Origin of the sequence: Streptomyces tanashiensis, from assembly GCF_014648895.1 — a bacterium.
GTDB lineage: Bacteria > Actinomycetota > Actinomycetes > Streptomycetales > Streptomycetaceae > Streptomyces > Streptomyces tanashiensis.
On the sequence record NZ_BMRZ01000019.1, the window covers coordinates 62,642 to 79,021 of the forward strand.

Below are 16,380 nucleotides of genomic sequence, written 5' to 3' on the forward strand. Positions count from 1 at the left end.
TCAGCCGCGCAGGTCGACGAGGACCGGTGGGGTGTGCGCGCCCTGGGCCGTGGTCAGGGACACGACGGCGTGACCGGGCGGCACGGAATGCGCGAGCTCGGACGCGGACCACCGCTCCCGCTCGACCTTCCGGGTCGTGACCGCGTCCGTGGTGACGGCCTTGCCGGTGACCCTCTTGCGGACAGCGTGGATGAACCGGGTCATCGGCTGGTCGGCGAAGACCGTGTGGTGCGCCACCTCGGTGGTCTCGACCCACTCCTTGCCCCACGTCTCGGCGAAGCCCCGGCCGTCCCAGGTGGTGATGCCGGAGAGCGCCACCCGGCAGCCGACCGCGCCGAACAGCGGGCCGTGCAGGGCCTCGGGCACCTCGCCGAGGGTACGGAGCCCCAGGACGACACCGGCGTCGTGCGGACGCAGCCGCTGGAGGGAGCGCACGGTGCCCGCGGTGAGCGCCCCGGTGGCGTCGTCGAGGACGAGGGAGACGAAGTGCGCGCGCTTGGCGCCGGTCCGGGCCGCCGCCAGGAACTGGGCGAGGACCAGCCGGGCGAGGAGTCGCGAGGCCTCCTCGTGGCCGCGCTCGGGAAGCTTGATCCGGACGCGCAGCGGGTGGTGGACGACGGACTTCAGCGAGAAGGGCCGCACGTCGCTCCCGTCCGCGCCGAAGAACTCGGCGAAGGCCGGCCGGTCGAGCAGCGAGAGGCGGTCCGCGAGGAGCGGCCCGGCGTCGGCGGAGGTGCCGGCCTGCCGGATCCGGGCCTCCAGCTCGCGGCGCATGGCCGTGCCGTCGGCCGGCAGCCGGTCGAGGAGCGCGGTCAGCGTCTCCGGGCCCGCTTCGAGGAGCTCACGGAGCACCGGCACGGACGGGAAGCGGCCATGCGCCGCCCGGTAGGGGCCGATGAGCTGGGCGAGGACGGTGGCGGCCCGCCGGGCGTCGAGGTTCTCGACGTCGCCCACGAGGCCCTCCGCGAGCAGCGCGGCCGCCTCGTCGGGGTCGCCGAGGCCCGCGTACAGGTCGAGGTCGTACGGCGAGGCCGGGTCGCCCGGCCGGACCACGACGTCGTACGCGGCGTCCGGGCCGAGCGGCGCGTCCGCCGTGCCCACGGCGACGACCGCGCAGGCGCCGGTGAGGGCCTGCAGGGTCAGCGACTCGACGACCGGGCCGGTCAGCCGCGTGGTCTTCCCGGCGCCGGAGGGGCCCACGACCAGCAGGGAGGTGGCGAGCGCGGCCGGTTCGAGGGCGAGGCCCACACCCCGGTAGGCGGCCGGGTTCCGCTCCTCGGCCACGCAGCGGCCGATGCGGACCTGTCCGAGGAGGAGGTCGTGGGTGGCGGCGCGGCCCGGCAGGTCGCGGTCGCCCGAGGGGTGCGCCCCGGCCGCGGCGCCCTGTCGGAGCACGGTGTCGACGAAGGAGGCGAGGCCGCCTCCGTGCGTCCGTCCCCGCTCCACGCTTCGGCGTACGCGGGCGCAGTCGACGTCGTTCATGCGCCCGGCGTAGAGCTCGGCGGCGAGCAGGTCCGCCGCCGGCCGCCCGCCGGCCGCCCGCAGCTCGGGCCACTGCGAGAGCGGTACGGGCGCTGCCGGGTCGAGGGGCGGCGGGGTGCCGTCCGCCGTGGCGGCGGCGCGGGCCCTGAGCCGTCCCCGGACCAGGCCGGGCCAGTCGCCGAGGCGGGCGAAGGGCCAGAGCACGGCGGCCGTGATCAGGGCGTACAGGGTGTAGACGAGGGCCGGCGAGGTGAGGACGTCGTACCCGCCGCCGAGGAGCACCACGAGGGAGAGCAGCGGCGCGACGACCGGCAGCGCGTCCCAGCCGACGCCGGGGAAGGCCTCCGGCCAGACGAACGTCAGGACGATCAGCGCGGCGCCCGCCGTGAGCGCGGCGCGCACGGGCGGGCGGCGGTCGGCGAGGAGGTGGCGGGAGAGTTCGGCCCAGGCTCCGAGGCGGGCGATCGCGTAGACCAGGACGGCGAAGAAGACCCCGTCGTAGACGACGTGTGCCTCGGCGCCGTGCCAGTCACGGGGTGAGGTGCCTCCGCCGTACCACCAGTCGGCGGGGGTGAAGGTGGCGAGCGGGATCCACTGGTAGGGGACGGCCCCGCGCCGCCAGGCCGACCAGAGCAGGAGTCCGATCACGAGCGGGATCAGCAGCCCGGCCACGGTGACGGGCGCGAGCTTCCGCGCCTCGCGGGGCGGCGGCGGTGGCACGTGCCGGAACCGCCAGATCCCGGGCGCGGTCTCCGGCCGCGGGGCGTCGAGCCAGGCGACGACGGGAGGGGCGACGGCCCCGGCGGCGACGGGAGCACCGGGAACGGCCCCCGCGGCGGCGGGAGCGGCGGGGCCCGTCCCGGCGGCCGCGGAGCCGCCGACAGCCGCCACCCCAGGCGCCACAGTCCCAGGTGTCACAGTCCCGGGCACCGGCGTCCCGGGCGCGGTCGTCGGCCTCGGCGGCGTGCGCGGCGGGGCCGGTACGTGTGCGGGGGCGTCGGGGTGCGCGGCCCGGCCGTCGGTCGGCGGCGCCGCCGGGCGCGGTACCGCGCCCCCCCTGGTGTCGCGTGACTCGTACGTGCCGTCGGTCTCCATGAACCCCTGCCCCCTGACCAGCCAGGTCGCCGCGTCTGTGCCACCGTCAATCTAGTGGGCCGGGAGCCCCCGGGAGGGGATTCGACCACCCGTACGGCCGAGGACCGGCCCGAGTCGTCCGGGGACGGGTCGGGGACGTTCCGGCGCACGGAACCGGAGCCGCCATGTCCATCCCGGACAACGACACACCCCCCATCACTCCCGATCGGCGCATGCCTCTCCCCCTCCCCCGCGCCTAGCCTGCGGAGGAAACCCGCAAGTGCGTCCAGAACCACCCCCAGGAGCCACGCATGAACGCTGTCCCGCAGGAGCGGCGCGTCGTCACCGCCATCCCCGGTCCGAAGTCGCAGGAGCTTCAGGCCCGCCGTCTCGACACGGTCGCCGGTGGCGTCGGCTCGACGCTGCCCGTCTTCACCAAGCGGGCCGGCGGCGGCATCATCGAGGACGTCGACGGCAACCGCCTGATCGACTTCGGCTCCGGCATCGCCGTGACCTCGGTCGGTGCCTCCGCCGAGGCCGTCGTGCGCCGCGCCGCCGCGCAGCTCCAGGACTTCACCCACACCTGTTTCATGGTGACGCCGTACGAGGGTTACGTGGAGGTCTGCGAGGCGCTCGCCGAGCTGACCCCGGGCGACCACGCCAAGAAGTCCGCGCTGTTCAACTCGGGCGCCGAGGCCGTCGAGAACGCGGTGAAGATCGCCCGTTCGTACACCAAGCGCCAGGCCGTCGTCGTCTTCGACCACGGCTACCACGGCCGTACCAACCTCACCATGGGCATGACGGCGAAGAACATGCCGTACAAGCAGGGCTTCGGCCCGTTCGCGCCCGAGGTCTACCGCGTGCCGGTCGCCTACGGCTACCGCTGGCCCACCGGTGCCGAGAACTGCGGTCCCGAGGCCGCCGCCCAGGCGATCGACAACATCACCAAGCAGATCGGCGCCGAGAACGTCGCCGCGATCGTCATCGAGCCGGTCCTCGGCGAGGGTGGCTTCATCGAGCCGGCCAAGGGCTTCCTGCCGGCGATCGTGAAGTTCGCCAACGACAACGGCATCGTCTTCGTCGCGGACGAGATCCAGGCCGGCTTCTGCCGTACCGGCCAGTGGTTCGCCTGTGAGGACGAGGGCATCGTCCCGGACCTCATCACCACCGCCAAGGGCATCGCGGGCGGTCTGCCGCTCGCCGCCGTCACCGGCCGCGCCGAGATCATGGACTCCGTCCACGGCGGCGGTCTGGGCGGCACCTACGGCGGCAACCCGGTGGCCTGCGCCGGTGCGCTCGGTGCCATCGAGACGATGAAGGAGCTCGACCTCAACGGCAAGGCCAAGCGCATCGAGGAGGTCATGAAGGCCCGCCTCACCGCCATGCAGGAGAAGTTCCCGGCCATCGGTGACATCCGCGGCCGCGGCGCCATGATCGCCATCGAGCTGGTGAAGGACCCGGTCACCAAGGAGCCGTACGCCGAGGCCGCCGCCGCGCTCGCCAAGTACTGCCACAACGAGGGCGTGCTCGTCCTCACCTGTGGCACCTACGGCAACGTGCTGCGCTTCCTGCCGCCGCTGGTCATCGGCGAGGACCTGCTGAACGAGGGCCTGGACGTCATCGAGGCCGCGCTCGCGCAGATCTGATCGCAGATCCGGTCGGCCGTCGGATCGCCGATCCGGTCGGCTGTCGGATCGCCGATCTGATCGATGGTCGGATCGCCGATCTGATCGATGGTCGGATCGGATCGCGGATCTGACGCTCCGTGTGAAGACTCTGTGGGGGGCCGATGGCGGGATGCGTTTCCCGCTGCCGGCCCCCCGTTTCGTGACGTACGGTTTCTGCAGATGAGAGAAACACCCCGGGCGGAGCCTCCCCAGCCCCGCCCACACCGTGCCTTCGCGCACACCACCGGGGCCTCGTGCCCCGGAACTCCTCACCGATCGGATGGCCGCCCGCCCCACACCCCCCGGGGCGCGCGGCAGCCCGGTCCCCTCGGCCGCTCTGGAACCACCCCCCCTGTTCCAGGGCGGCCGGCTCTCTTCTCGGCGCTCGTCGCCCTCGCCGTCGTGACCTGGCAGGTGCTCGTCCACGGCCCCTTGGCCAGGCTCGACGAGCGGGTGTCCCGGTCCTTGGTGGACACGGTCCCCCGGTGCCTCTCCGAACTCGCCTCCGACCTCGGCAACATGACGGTCGCCCTGCCCGTCCTCGCCTGCGCGATGGCGTACGCGGTGTGGCGGGGCCGCCGCGCCGCCGCCCTGTACGCCGGGCTCGCCATGGCCGCCGTGCCGCTCCTGGTGATACCGCTGAAGGAGTGGACCGCGCGTCCCGGACCGCTGGAGCCCTGGGCCCAGGGCTACTACCCCTCGGGCCACACGGCCACCGCGGCGGTCGCCTACTTCGGTGCGGCCTTCCTGGTCTCGAACCGCCTGATCCCCGTCGCCGCCGTGCTGACGGCGGTGACGGGGACCGGGCTGATCCTTCGGGGCTTCCACTGGCCGCTGGACGTGTTCGCCAGTCTCTGCCTCTCGCTGATCGTGCTGGCCGTCAGCTCCAGTTGGCAGCGTTCCCGAAGTACGTGTCGAAGTTCTGCGAGAACTGCCACTGGTTGTAGCGGTCCCAGTTGATCGACCAGGTCATCAGGCCGCGCAGGGCCGGCCAGGTCCCGTGGGTCTGGTAGCTGCCGCAGTTCGTCTTCTTCGTGAGGCAGTCCAGGGCCTTGTTCACCTCGGCCGGTGCGGTGTGGCCGTTGCCCGCCTGGGTGGAGGCGGGGAGGCCGATGGCGACCTGCTCGGGGCGGAGCGCCGGGAAGAAGCGGTCCGTGTTGCCGGCGACGGGGAAGCCGGTGAGGAGCATGTCGGTCATGGCGATGTGGAAGTCGGCGCCGCCCATCGAGTGGTACTGGTTGTCGAGGCCCATGATGGAGCCCGAGTTGTAGTCCTGGACGTGGAGCAGCGTCAGGTCGTCGCGCAGGGCGTGGATGACCGGCAGGTAGGCGCCGGCGCGCGGGTCCTGGCCGCCCCAGGGGCCGGAGCCGTAGTACTGGTAGCCGAGCTGGACGAAGAAGGTCTCCGGGGCCATCGTCAGGACGAACTTCGCGCCGTACTTGGCCTTGAGGGTCTTGACCGCCTGGATCAGGTTGACGACGACCGGGCTGGTCGGGTTCCGGAAGTCGGTGTCGCCGGTCTGGAGCGAGAGCGAGTGGCCCTCGAAGTCGATGTCGAGGCCGTCGAGGCCGTACTCGTCGATGATCTTCGAGACGGAGGAGACGAAGGTGTCGCGGGCCGCGGTGGTGGAGAGCTGCACCTGGCCGTTCTGGCCGCCGATGGAGATGAGGACCTTCTTGCCGGCGGCCTGCTTGGCCTTGATCGCCGCCTTGAAGTCGGCGGGCGATTCGACGCCGGGGCACTCGGTCGCCGGGCAGAGGCTGAAGCGGATGTCGCCGGAGGTCACCGAGGTCGGTTCGCCGAAGGCGAGGTTGATGACGTCCCAGGAGTCGGGGACGTCGGCCATGCGGGTGTAGCCGGAGCCGTTGGCGAAGCTGGCGTGGAGGTAGCCGACGAGGGCGTGCGCGGGGAGGCCGCCCCCGCCCCCTCCGCCGCCGGAGGTGGTGGTCGCGGTGACCGCGGGGGACTTCGGGGATTCGCCGGCGCTGTTCACGGCGGTGACCTGGAAGGTGTACGGGGTGGAGGCCGTGAGGCCGGAGACGGTGGCCGAGGGGGCGGTGACCGTCTGGACCCTGGTGGACCCCTGGTAGATGTTGTACGAGGTGGCGCCGGAGACCGCGGTCCAGGTCAGCGGCACGGAGGTGGAGGTCGGGGAGCCCGCCGTGAGGCCGGCGGGAGCGGCCGGGATCTGCACCGGGTCGCCGCCGGGGCCGTACAGGGAGAGGTCGTCGGCCTGGTAGGCGGGGGTGCCGTACCAGCCGTGGGTGTAGATCGTGACCGAGGTGGTCGAGGCGCCCGTGGTGAACGAGGTGGTGAGCTTCTGCCAGTCGGGGGCGGAGCCCGTCCAGGTGGAGACGTCGGTGGTGCCGGTGCCGGAGGCGCCGAGGTAGACGTAGCTGCCGCGGACCCAGCCGCTGAGCGTGTACGTGGAGCCGGGCTTCACGGTGACGGTCTGGGAGCACTTGGCGTTGTCGCTGCCGGCCGGGGTGGCCTGGAGCGCCTTCGTCCCGCCGTGCACCGGTGACGGGACGACGGCGCCGCTGCCCGCCGTGCAGGTCCAGCCGTCGAGGCCGGCCTCGAAGCCGCCGTTGCGGGCGAGTTCGGTGTCGGCGGCCTGGGCCGCGGGGGTGAGTGCGAGGAGCCCGCCGGCGGCGAGGGAGCCCGCCAACAACAGGGTGAGGGGTCTGGTGCGGTCCACAACTGCCTCCGGGGGTGGGGGAATCGAGGTGGAGCGCGCCACAGCATGGTCCAGACCAATCGAGTGGTCAAGACCTCTGTAGACCTCCATGCGGCCCGGGGCTCCGCTCAGACGGCCCCCGACCCCCGGTCCTCCCTGGCCAGTCGGCCCGCCGCCTCGTGCATCGCCAGTTCCAGGAGCGAGGGGTCCGTGAGGGTGCCCAGGCCGTCCGGCGCCACCAGCCAGTGCGCCGCACCGGTCGCCCGCCCCGGGTACGGGACGACGATCCAGGTGCCGGCGCCCGCGCCGCGCACCCCGGTGCCGAGCCAGCGGGCGGCCGTTCCCGGCGGGACGAAGAAGCCCGTCCGGGCGTCGCCGAAGTCGGCCAGGACCGGGCCCGGGCGGTCCACGAGGCGGCTCAGCACGTCGAGCGTGGGGCGACCGAGGTCCCCCGGCAGGATCAGTACGTCCCAGCGCCTGCCGGCGGGCAGCAGCGCGACCCCGTGGGGGTTGCGCTCCCACTCCCACCGGCAGGCCTCGGGATCCGGCGCGACCGAGGCCAGCCATTCCACCGCGGCCCTGGCGCCAGAAGCCCCCGTACCAGTCATCGCGACGTTCTCCTCTCCGTGTGGACACGGTGTCCACACGGAGAGAGCGGGTACGGGGGCTTCTCTTACGCGGCTTCGCCTACTCGCCGCTTGTGACCTGCGTCACTCTCCGGTTCGTCCGTCAGCTGTCGAAGCCGAGGCCGAGCCGGTCCATGGCCTTCAGCCACAGGTTGCGCCGGCCGCCGTTCTCGTCGGCGCGGGCGAGCGACCACTTGGTGATGCCGATGCCGGCCCAGGCCACCGGCTCGGGCGGGAACGGCAGCGGCTTGGAGCGGACCATCTCCAGGTCGGTGCGCTCGGTGCGCTCCCCCGCGAGCAGGTCGAGCATCACGTCCCCGCCGAAGCGGGTGGCGCCGACGCCGAGGCCGGTGAACCCGGCCGCGTACGCCACCTTCCCCTGGTGGGCCGTGCCGAAGAAGGCGGAGAAGCGCGAGCAGGTGTCGATCGCGCCGCCCCAGGCGTGGCTGAAGCGGAGTCCCTCCAGCTGCGGGAAGCAGCGGAAGAAGTGCTCGGCGAGCTTGAGGTACGTCTCCGGGCGGTGGTCCATCTCGGCGCTGACCTTGCCGCCGTACGGGTAGATCGCGTCGTAGCCGCCCCACAGGATGCGGTGGTCGGCGGTGATCCGGAAGTAGTGGAACTGGTTCGCGGAGTCGCCGAGCCCCTGCCGGTTCTTCCAGCCGATGGAGGCGAGCTGCTCGGGGCTGAGCGGCTCGGTCATCAGGGCGTAGTCGTAGACCGGGACGGTGTACGCCCGGACGCGCTTGACCAGCGACGGGAAGACGTTGGTGCCGAGCGCGACCCGGCCGGCGACGACCTTGCCGTACGGGGTGCGGACGCCCATGCCGGCGCCGACCGACACCAGCTGCAGACCGGGGGTGTTCTCGTAGATCCGGACGCCCAGGTCGAGGCAGGCCCGCTTCAGGCCCCAGGCCAGCTTGGCCGGGTGGAGCATGGCGACGCCGCGCTTGTCCCACATGCCGCCGAGGAAGGTCGGCGAGTCGACCTCGGCCCGTACGGCGTCCCGGTCGAGGAGTTCGACGCCGTCCGCGAGCCCGAGCCGGTCGAGCTCCTCGTACACCTCGGCGAGTTCCTCGACCTGGTACGGCTCGGTGGCGACGTCGATCTCGCCGGTGCGCTCGAAGTCGCAGTCCAGCGCGTAGCGGGCGACGGCCTCCTCGATGGCGTCGAGGTTCTGCTCGCCGAGCCGCTCCAGCTTCGGCAGCTCGCCCGGCCAGCGGGCGAGCCCGTTGCCGAAGCCGTGGGTGAGGGAGGCCGCGCAGAAGCCTCCGTTGCGGCCCGAGGCGGCCCAGCCCACCTCGCGGCCTTCGATCAGGACGACATCCCGGGAGGGGTCGCGCTCCTTGGCGAGGAGCGCGGTCCACAGTCCGCTGTATCCGCCGCCGACCACGAGGAGATCGCACTTCTCGGTGCCGGTGAGGGCGGGCAGGGCTCCGGGCTTGCCGGGGTCTTCCAGCCAGAAGGGGACGGGCTGGGCGTCGGAGAGAGATTGTGCAGCGAGACGCATGGCGACTGGGGCCATGGTTTCCAACTCCTTCGGTGCCTGACCGACGGACGGTCAGGCTGTTGCTGTTTTCTTGCGCCGGTTCGTAATCATTTGCCCGGCCACGACCACCAGTACCGCGAGGACGAACATCGCGGTGCCGATGACGTTGATCTGAACGGGGGTTCCACGCTGCGCCGAGCCCCAGACGAACATGGGGAAGGTGACGGTGGAGCCCGCGTTGAAGTTGGTGATGATGAAGTCGTCGAACGAGAGCGCGAAGGCGAGCAGCGCGCCGGCGGCGATGCCGGGCGCGGCGATCGGCAGGGTCACGCGCAGGAAGGTCTGCGTCGGTCCCGCGTAGAGGTCGCGCGCGGCTTCCTCCAGGCGCGGGTCCATGGACATGACCCGGGCCTTGACCGCCGTCACGACGAACGACAGGCAGAACATGATGTGGGCGATCAGGACCGTCCAGAAGCCCAGCTCGATCCCCATGTTGAGGAAGAGCGTGAGCAGCGAGGCGGCCATGACGACCTCGGGCATCGCCATCGGCAGGAAGATCAGCGAGTTGATCGCGCCGCGCGCCCGGAAGCGGTAGCGGACCAGCGCGAAGGCGATCATCGTGCCGAGCACGACCGCGCCGAGCGTCGCCCAGGCGGCGAGCTGGAGCGAGAGCGAGAGCGACTCGCACATGTCGGCGACGCCGCAGGGGTCCTTCCAGGCGTCGAGGGAGAACTCCTGCCAGGAGTAGTTGAAGCGTCCCTTCGGCCGGTTGAAGGAGAACGCCATCACCACGAGGTTCGGCAGGATCATGTACGCGAGCGTCAGCAGGCCCGCGATGACGACGAGGTTGCGTCGTATCCAGCGCATCAGACCAGGTCCTCCGTTCCGGCACGGCGGATGTACACGGTGACCATGCCCAGCACGATCGCCATGAGGATGAAGGAGAGCGCGGCCGCCGTCGGGTAGTCGAGCACGCGCAGGAACTGCGACTGGATGACGTTTCCGACCATCTTGGTGTCGGTCGAGCCGAGCAGTTCGGCGTTGACGTAGTCGCCGCTCGCCGGGATGAAGGTGAGCAGGGTGCCGGAGACGACGCCGGGCATCGACAGCGGGAAGGTCACCTTGCGGAAGGTGGTGGCCGGGGAGGCGTACAGGTCCTGCGCGGCCTCGTGCAGCCGGCCGTCGATCCGCTCCAGGGAGGTGTAGAGGGGCAGGATCATGAAGGGCAGGAAGTTGTACGTGAGACCGCAGACGACCGCCATCGGGGTGGCGAGCACGCGGTCGCCCTCGGTCCAGCCGAGCCAGCTGGTGACGTCCAGGAAGTGGAGGGCGTTGAGCGCCTCGACCACCACGCTGTCGTCGGCCAGGATCGTCTTCCACGCGAGCGTGCGGATGAGGAAGCTGGTGAAGAAGGGCGCGATGACGAGGACGAGGAGCAGGTTGCGCCAGCGGCCGGCCTTGAAGGCGATCAGGTAGGCCAGCGGGTAGCCGAGCAGGAGGCAGAGCAGGGTCGCGGTCCCGGCGTACAGCAGGGAGCGGATGAACTGCGGCCAGTATTCCTGGAAGGCGTCCCAGTAGGTCTGGAAGTGCCAGGTGACCTCGAAGCCCTTCTCCAGGGAGCCGGTCTGGACCGAGGTCGAGGCCTGGTAGATCATCGGCAGCGCGAAGAAGACGACCAGCCAGATGATGCCGGGCAGCAGCAGCCAGTACGGGACGAGCCGCTTGCGGGCGGAGGGCTTGCGCAGAACCGGCTCTTCGACCGGTGCCGCGTCCTCCTTCGTCAGGGTGGAGGTGCTCATCCGGCGTCCTCCACCGTCTCGACGCCCGCGTCGATGTCCTGGGCGGCGTCGAGGCCGAAGGTGTGGGCCGGGTTCCAGTGCAGGACGACCTCGGCACCGGGGACGAGCCGGGTGTCCCGCTCGATGTTCTGCTCGTAGACCTGGAGCTCCGCGCCCGCCGGGCTGTTCACCACGTACTGGGTGGAGACTCCGATGAAGGAGGAGTCGGCGATCCGGCCGGTCACCCGGTTGCGGCCGTCGGCGATCGAGCCCGCGTCGTCGGCGTGCGTGAGCGAGATCTTCTCCGGGCGGACGCCCACGAGCACCTTGCCGCCCTGGCGGACGGCGGAGGTACAGCGGTCGCCGGGGACGCGGAGCTTGCCGCCGCCGGCCGTGACGATCACGTCGGCGCCGGTCTCGACGACCTCGGCCTCGATCAGGTTCGAGGTGCCGAGGAAGTTGGCGACGAAGGTGGTCTGCGGGTTCTCGTACAGGTCGGCGGGAGCGCCGAGCTGCTCGACCCGGCCGCCGTTCATCACCGCGACCTGGTCGGCCATCGTCATGGCCTCCTCCTGGTCGTGGGTGACGTGCACGAAGGTGATGCCGACCTCGGTCTGGATCCGCTTGAGCTCCAGCTGCATCTGGCGGCGCAGCTTGAGGTCGAGGGCGCCGAGCGGCTCGTCGAGGAGCAGCACCTGCGGGTGGTTGATGAGCGCGCGGGCGACGGCGACGCGCTGCTGCTGGCCGCCGGAGAGCTGGTGCGGCTTGTGCCGCGCCTTGTCGCCGAGCTGGACGAGCTCCAGCATGTCGTCGACCTGCTTCTTCACCGACTTGATGCCGCGCCGGCGGAGGCCGAAGGCGATGTTCTCGGATATGTCCATGTGCGGGAAGAGCGCGTAGGACTGGAAGACGGTGTTGACCGGCCGCTTGTACGGCGGGAGGTCGGTGACGTCCTTGTCGCCGAGGAAGACGGTGCCGGTGGTCGGGTCCTCCAGGCCGGCGATCATGCGCAGCGTGGTGGTCTTTCCGCAGCCGGAGGCGCCGAGCAGGGCGAAGAAGGAGCCCTGCGGGACGGTCAGGTCCAGCGGGTGGACGGCGGTGAACGAGCCGTACGACTTGCTGATCCCGGTGAGACGGACGTCGCCGCCGCCAGTGTTCTTTCCGGTGTGAGCAGTCTTGTCAGTCATGGGTTGCGGTCCCAGGGAGTGAGAGAGGTGGACGAGGCCGGACTCAGGCGCCGATGAGCTTGGCGAACTTCTCCTCGTACGCCGTCTCCTCCGCGCTGCTGAGCGAGCGGAAGGCGTGCGACTTCTTGGCCATGGCCTTGTCCGGGAGGATCAGCGTGTTGTTCGCGAGCTCGGGGTCGATCTTGGCGAGCTCGTCCTTCACCCCGTCGACGGGGCAGACGTAGTTGATGTACGCGGCGAGCTGGGCGGCGACGGGAAGCTCGAAGTAGTAGTCGATGAGCTTCTCGGCGTTCGCCTTGTGCCGGGACTGCGCGGGGACGAGCAGGTTGTCGCTGGAGGTGATGTATCCGGCGGACGGTATGGAGTACTTGATGTCCGGGTTGTCGGCCTGGAGCTGGATGATGTCGCCGGCCCAGGCGAGGCAGGCGGCGATGTCGCCCTTGTCCAGGTCGGAGGTGTAGTCGTTGCCGGTGAAGCGGCGTATCTGCTTCTTGTCGACGCCCTTCTGGAGGCGCCCGATCGCCGCGTCGTAGTCGGCGTCCGTGAAGTTCCCCGGGTCCTTGCCCATGTCGAGCAGGGTCATGCCGACGGAGTCGCGCATCTCGGTGAGGAAGCCGACCCGGCCCTTGAGCGCGGGGTCGTCGAGGAGCTGGGTGACCGAGTCGACCTTCTTGCCGCCGGTCGCCTTGACGTTGTACGCGATGACGGTCGAGATGCCCGTCCACGGGTACGAGTAGGACCGGCCCGGGTCCCAGTCGGGGCGGCGGAACTGGGCGGACAGGTTCGCGTACGCGTTGGGCAGGTTGGCCGGGTCGAGCTTCTGCGCCCAGCCGAGCCGGATGATGCGGGCGGCGAGCCAGTCGGTGACGCATATCAGGTCGCGGCCGGTGTCCTGGCCGGCCGCGAGCTGCGGCTTGATCTTGCCGAAGAACTCGACGTTGTCGTTGATGTCCTCGGTGTACTTGACCTTGATCCCGGTGCGCTTCGCGAACGCCTCCAGGGTCGGACGGGACTTCTCGTCCTCGCTGACGTCCATGTACTCGGTCCAGTTGGAGAAGGCGACGCTCTTCTCCTTGGCCGAGTCGTCGGTGGAGGCGGGGCCCTGGCCCTCCCGCTTCGCCGGCGGGATGCCACAGGCGCTCAGGCCGGCGAGACCGCCGACCGTGAGCGCGCCGACGCCGCCCGCGCGCAGCATCGAACGGCGGCTGAGGGCGCCCCGGCCGCTCGTCAGGCTGCGCCGTATCGCCGCCAGCTGCGCGGCGGACAGGCTGTCGGGCTCGTACTGCTCCATGCGCTGTGCCCTTTCGGGATGGGTGGGCCGCTGGTCGGGCGGCGGTCGCCGAGCGGCGGTAGCCGCATATCGATTACTAACGGTCCCCGAAGATCGTGCGGTGCCAATCCTTCGCCGCCACCGCGGTGTTGTCGAACATCACGTGCTTGACCTGCGTGTACTCCTCGAAGGAGTACGCCGACATGTCCTTTCCGTAACCCGAGGCCTTGGTGCCGCCGTGGGGCATCTCGCTGATGATCGGGATGTGGTCGTTGACCCACACACAACCCGCCTTGATCTCCCGCGTGGCACGGTTGGCCCGGTAGACGTCACGGCTCCACGCGGAGGCGGCGAGGCCGTAGGGGGTGTCGTTGGCGAGCCGGATGCCCTCGTCGTCACCGTCGAAGGGCAGGGCCACCAGGACCGGACCGAAGATCTCCGACTGCACGACCTCGCTGTCCTGTGCGGCGCCGGTGATCAGGGTGGGACGGTAGTATGCGCCGTTCTCGAGCTCTCCACCAGGGGCTTCTCCGCCGGTGACGACCGTGGCGTAGCCGCGGGCCCGCTCGACGAAGCCGGCGACGCTGTCGCGGTGGCGGTGGCTGACGAGCGGACCGAGGTCGGTGTCGGAAGCGAAGGGGTCGCCGACGCGGACGGTCTCCATGAGCTCGGCGACCCGGGCGACGAAGGCGTCGAAGAGCGGGCGCTGGACGTACGCGCGCGTGGCGGCGGTGCAGTCCTGGCCGCTGTTGATGAGGGAGGCGGCGACGGCGCCGTGGGCGGCGGCCTCCAGGTCGGCGTCGTCGAAGACGAGGAACGGGGCCTTGCCGCCGAGTTCGAGGTGGAGCCGCTTCACGGTGGCGGTGGCGACCTCGGCGACCCGCTTGCCGACCGGGGTGGAGCCGGTGAAGGAGGTCATGACGACGTCGGGGTGGCCGACGAGGTGCTCACCGACGACCCGCCCGGAGCCGCTGACGATGTTGATCACACCGTCGGGGATACCGGCCTCCTTCGCCGCCTGCGCGAACATGATCGAGGTGAGCGGGGTCAGCTCGGCCGGCTTCAGGACGATCGTGTTTCCGGCGGCGATCGCCGGGAGGATCTTCCAGGCGGCCATCTGGAGGGGGTAGTTCCAGGGGGCGATGGAGCCGACGACGCCGATCGGCTCGCGCCGGATGTACGAGGTGTGGTCGCCGCTGTACTCGGCGGCCGACTGGCCCTGGAGGTGGCGGGCGGCCCCGGCGAAGAAGGCGGCGTTGTCGATCGTGCCGGGCACGTCGAACTCGGTGGTGAGCTTGAGCGGCTTGCCGCACTGGAGGGACTCGACCCGGGCGATGTCCTCCGCCCAGTCGGCGAGGACCCCGGCGAGGCGGTGCAGGGCGTCGGAGCGCTCGCCCGGGGTGGCTCCCGCCCAGCCCGGGAAGGCGGCCTTGGCCGCGGCGACGGCCTCGTCCACGTCGGCGGTGGAGGCGAGCGCGTACGTGTAGACGCTCTTCCCCGTCGCCGGGTCGATCACGCTGTGTTCCTGACCTGAGGTTCCGGCGCGGAGCTTTCCGCCGATGTACTGCGCGCCGTCCGCGAAGCGGTCCGTCACCTGGAAGCGGTTGCTCATGACGCTCTCCGTTGTCCCAGCTCGAATTGAGTGCCGATCCTGGCATGGGGATAGTGGTCCAACAAGTGATTCCGTTGTTGCCTTTTGGTTACGCGACGGAATCGGTCGACCATGTGTCGAGGCCGCCGGAAAATCTCCGTACGTAGTGTCCGTGGCGAATGCCAGACTCGCATGTATGACCAAGATCGAAGAGCTGACACAGCAGGTCACCCGGGGTGACCGAGTGAAGTGGCTGCATTTCTGGGGGCACCGTCCGCACCCCGACGGCCGCCTCTCGGCGAGCTGTCTGAGCCAGTGGTGGCCGGCGCCCTTCGTGGTCGACGGCGTGTCCTACGCGACGGCCGAGCACTGGATGATGGCGGCCAAGGCCCGCCTCTTCCGGGACGCGGACGCCGAGCGGGCCGCGCTGACGGCCCGCACCCCCGCCGAGGCCAAGAAGGCGGGCCGGCTCGTGCGGGGCTTCGACGACGCGGTCTGGGAGCGCGAGCGCTTCGGGATCGTCGTCGAGGGCAGCGTCCACAAGTTCTCCTCGGACGAGGCCCTGCGCGCCTTCCTCCTGGGCACGGGCGAGCGCGTCCTGGTGGAGGCCAGCCCGATGGACCGCATCTGGGGCATCGGGCTCGCCGCGGACGCCCCGGGGGCCCACGACCCGGCCCGCTGGCGCGGCCTCAACCTGCTGGGCTTCGCCCTGATGGAGGCGCGGGAGCGGCTGCGCGCGGCGCCCGGCGTATGAGAGAGGGGCCCCGCACCGGTCGGTGCGGGGCCCCTCTCTCCTGACGTACCGGCGTCAGCGGCCGTCCCGCTCGATCTGGAGGACCGATCCGAAAGGGTCGTCGCCCGAGTCCTCGAAGGACGTGCTGTCCTGCGAGATCGCCCAGATCATGAAGCCCAGGAAGACGGCGCTGACCAGCGTGCCGATGGCGCCGAGCACGACGCCCGCGAGGGCCATGCCCCGGTTCGTCGCCTCGCCCCGGCCGACCTTCTTCAGGCCGATGATGCCGAAGATCAGCGCCAGGATGCCGAGGATCACCCCCAGGCCGTACATGCAGAAGCCCGCGACGGCGATGATGCCGAGCACCATCGCGGTCGTCCCCATGCCGTTGGACGGGGACTGCTGCCAGCCGGGCTGGCCGGGCTGCGGGTACCCCGACCCGTAGGCGGGGTAGCCGTACCCCGGGGACGTCGGCGGCGTCGGGGCCGCCGCCGGGTAGCCGTAGCCGCCGGACGTGTCCGCCGGGTAGCCGTAGCCGGGCGTGGCCGCCGGGCCGCCGGGGGCGACCGGCGGCGGCGGGACGTCCCCCGTAGGGGCTCCCGGAGCGGCCGGGAAGGCCGTCATGGTCGGCTGGTCGTGCACCGGCGAGGGCGACGGCGTCGCCGGCTTGCTCAGTTCCACCCCGTCGCGGTTCGGCGGAGCCCACGGGTCCGTCGGGTCGTACCCGCCCCGCGACTGGTCTCGGTTGTCAGACATGGGCCTCCCCCATCGTGGTCACGCCATGTTACGGCCTCACCCCTGCGAGGGAA

Annotated in this window: 13 protein-coding genes; 3 read left to right on the plus strand and 10 right to left on the minus strand. The window is 71.2% G+C overall.

Features of this window, described 5'->3' with window-relative positions:
- The gene (locus IE237_RS34795; protein ID WP_189806184.1) at positions 1–2,577 is read right to left on the minus strand and encodes an ATP/GTP-binding protein; all 2,577 of its coding nucleotides are present in this window, start codon (positions 2,575–2,577) and stop codon (positions 1–3) included.
- Between the two features lie 290 nt (positions 2,578–2,867).
- Between IE237_RS34795 and gabT the strand changes: the two genes are divergently transcribed.
- Positions 2,868–4,202, plus strand: a complete 1,335-nt coding sequence (gabT, locus tag IE237_RS34800) for a 4-aminobutyrate--2-oxoglutarate transaminase (protein ID WP_189806185.1) — start codon at positions 2,868–2,870, stop codon at positions 4,200–4,202.
- A 201-nt stretch (positions 4,203–4,403) separates the two neighbouring features.
- Positions 4,404–5,183, plus strand: coding sequence for a phosphatase PAP2 family protein (locus IE237_RS34805; protein ID WP_229843876.1), 780 nt, complete (start codon positions 4,404–4,406; stop codon positions 5,181–5,183).
- On the opposite strand, the gene IE237_RS34810 is transcribed toward IE237_RS34805, so the two are convergent.
- The 8 genes from IE237_RS34810 to IE237_RS34845 form a co-directional block, all read right to left on the minus strand.
- Positions 5,104–6,921: a chitinase gene (locus tag IE237_RS34810; RefSeq protein WP_189806187.1), complete on the minus strand. Its 1,818-nt coding sequence runs from the start codon at positions 6,919–6,921 to the stop codon at positions 5,104–5,106. The genes IE237_RS34805 and IE237_RS34810 overlap by 80 nt on opposite strands.
- A gap of 107 nt (positions 6,922–7,028) precedes the next feature.
- A complete protein-coding gene (locus tag IE237_RS34815; protein WP_189806188.1) occupies positions 7,029–7,508 on the minus strand; it encodes a hypothetical protein in 480 nt (159 codons plus the stop codon).
- Positions 7,509–7,629: 121 nt separating this feature from the next.
- Positions 7,630–9,048 (minus strand): NAD(P)/FAD-dependent oxidoreductase, encoded by a 1,419-nt coding sequence (locus IE237_RS34820; protein WP_189806189.1) that lies wholly within the window; start codon positions 9,046–9,048, stop codon positions 7,630–7,632.
- Positions 9,049–9,084: 36 nt separating this feature from the next.
- Positions 9,085–9,879, minus strand: a complete 795-nt coding sequence (locus IE237_RS34825) for an ABC transporter permease (protein ID WP_189806190.1) — start codon at positions 9,877–9,879, stop codon at positions 9,085–9,087.
- Positions 9,879–10,811 (minus strand): ABC transporter permease, encoded by a 933-nt coding sequence (locus IE237_RS34830; protein ID WP_189806191.1) that lies wholly within the window; start codon positions 10,809–10,811, stop codon positions 9,879–9,881. Before IE237_RS34830 ends, IE237_RS34825 begins: the two co-directional genes overlap by 1 nt.
- On the minus strand, positions 10,808–11,977 hold the full coding sequence (locus tag IE237_RS34835) for an ABC transporter ATP-binding protein (protein WP_189806192.1): 1,170 nt from the start codon (positions 11,975–11,977) through the stop codon (positions 10,808–10,810). The genes IE237_RS34830 and IE237_RS34835 overlap by 4 nt, the downstream gene beginning before the upstream one ends.
- 43 nt (positions 11,978–12,020) lie before the next feature.
- Positions 12,021–13,268, minus strand: coding sequence for an ABC transporter substrate-binding protein (locus IE237_RS34840; protein ID WP_189806193.1), 1,248 nt, complete (start codon positions 13,266–13,268; stop codon positions 12,021–12,023).
- A gap of 76 nt (positions 13,269–13,344) precedes the next feature.
- Positions 13,345–14,859, minus strand: coding sequence for a gamma-aminobutyraldehyde dehydrogenase (locus IE237_RS34845; protein ID WP_189806194.1), 1,515 nt, complete (start codon positions 14,857–14,859; stop codon positions 13,345–13,347).
- A gap of 175 nt (positions 14,860–15,034) precedes the next feature.
- Between IE237_RS34845 and ybiA the strand changes: the two genes are divergently transcribed.
- Positions 15,035–15,592 (plus strand): riboflavin biosynthesis intermediates N-glycosidase, encoded by a 558-nt coding sequence (ybiA, locus tag IE237_RS34850; RefSeq protein WP_189806195.1) that lies wholly within the window; start codon positions 15,035–15,037, stop codon positions 15,590–15,592.
- A 54-nt stretch (positions 15,593–15,646) separates the two neighbouring features.
- Here ybiA and IE237_RS34855 read toward each other — a convergent pair whose 3' ends face one another.
- On the minus strand, positions 15,647–16,327 hold the full coding sequence (locus IE237_RS34855; RefSeq protein ID WP_189806196.1) for a DUF4190 domain-containing protein: 681 nt from the start codon (positions 16,325–16,327) through the stop codon (positions 15,647–15,649).
- Positions 16,328–16,380: the final 53 nt, after the last annotated feature.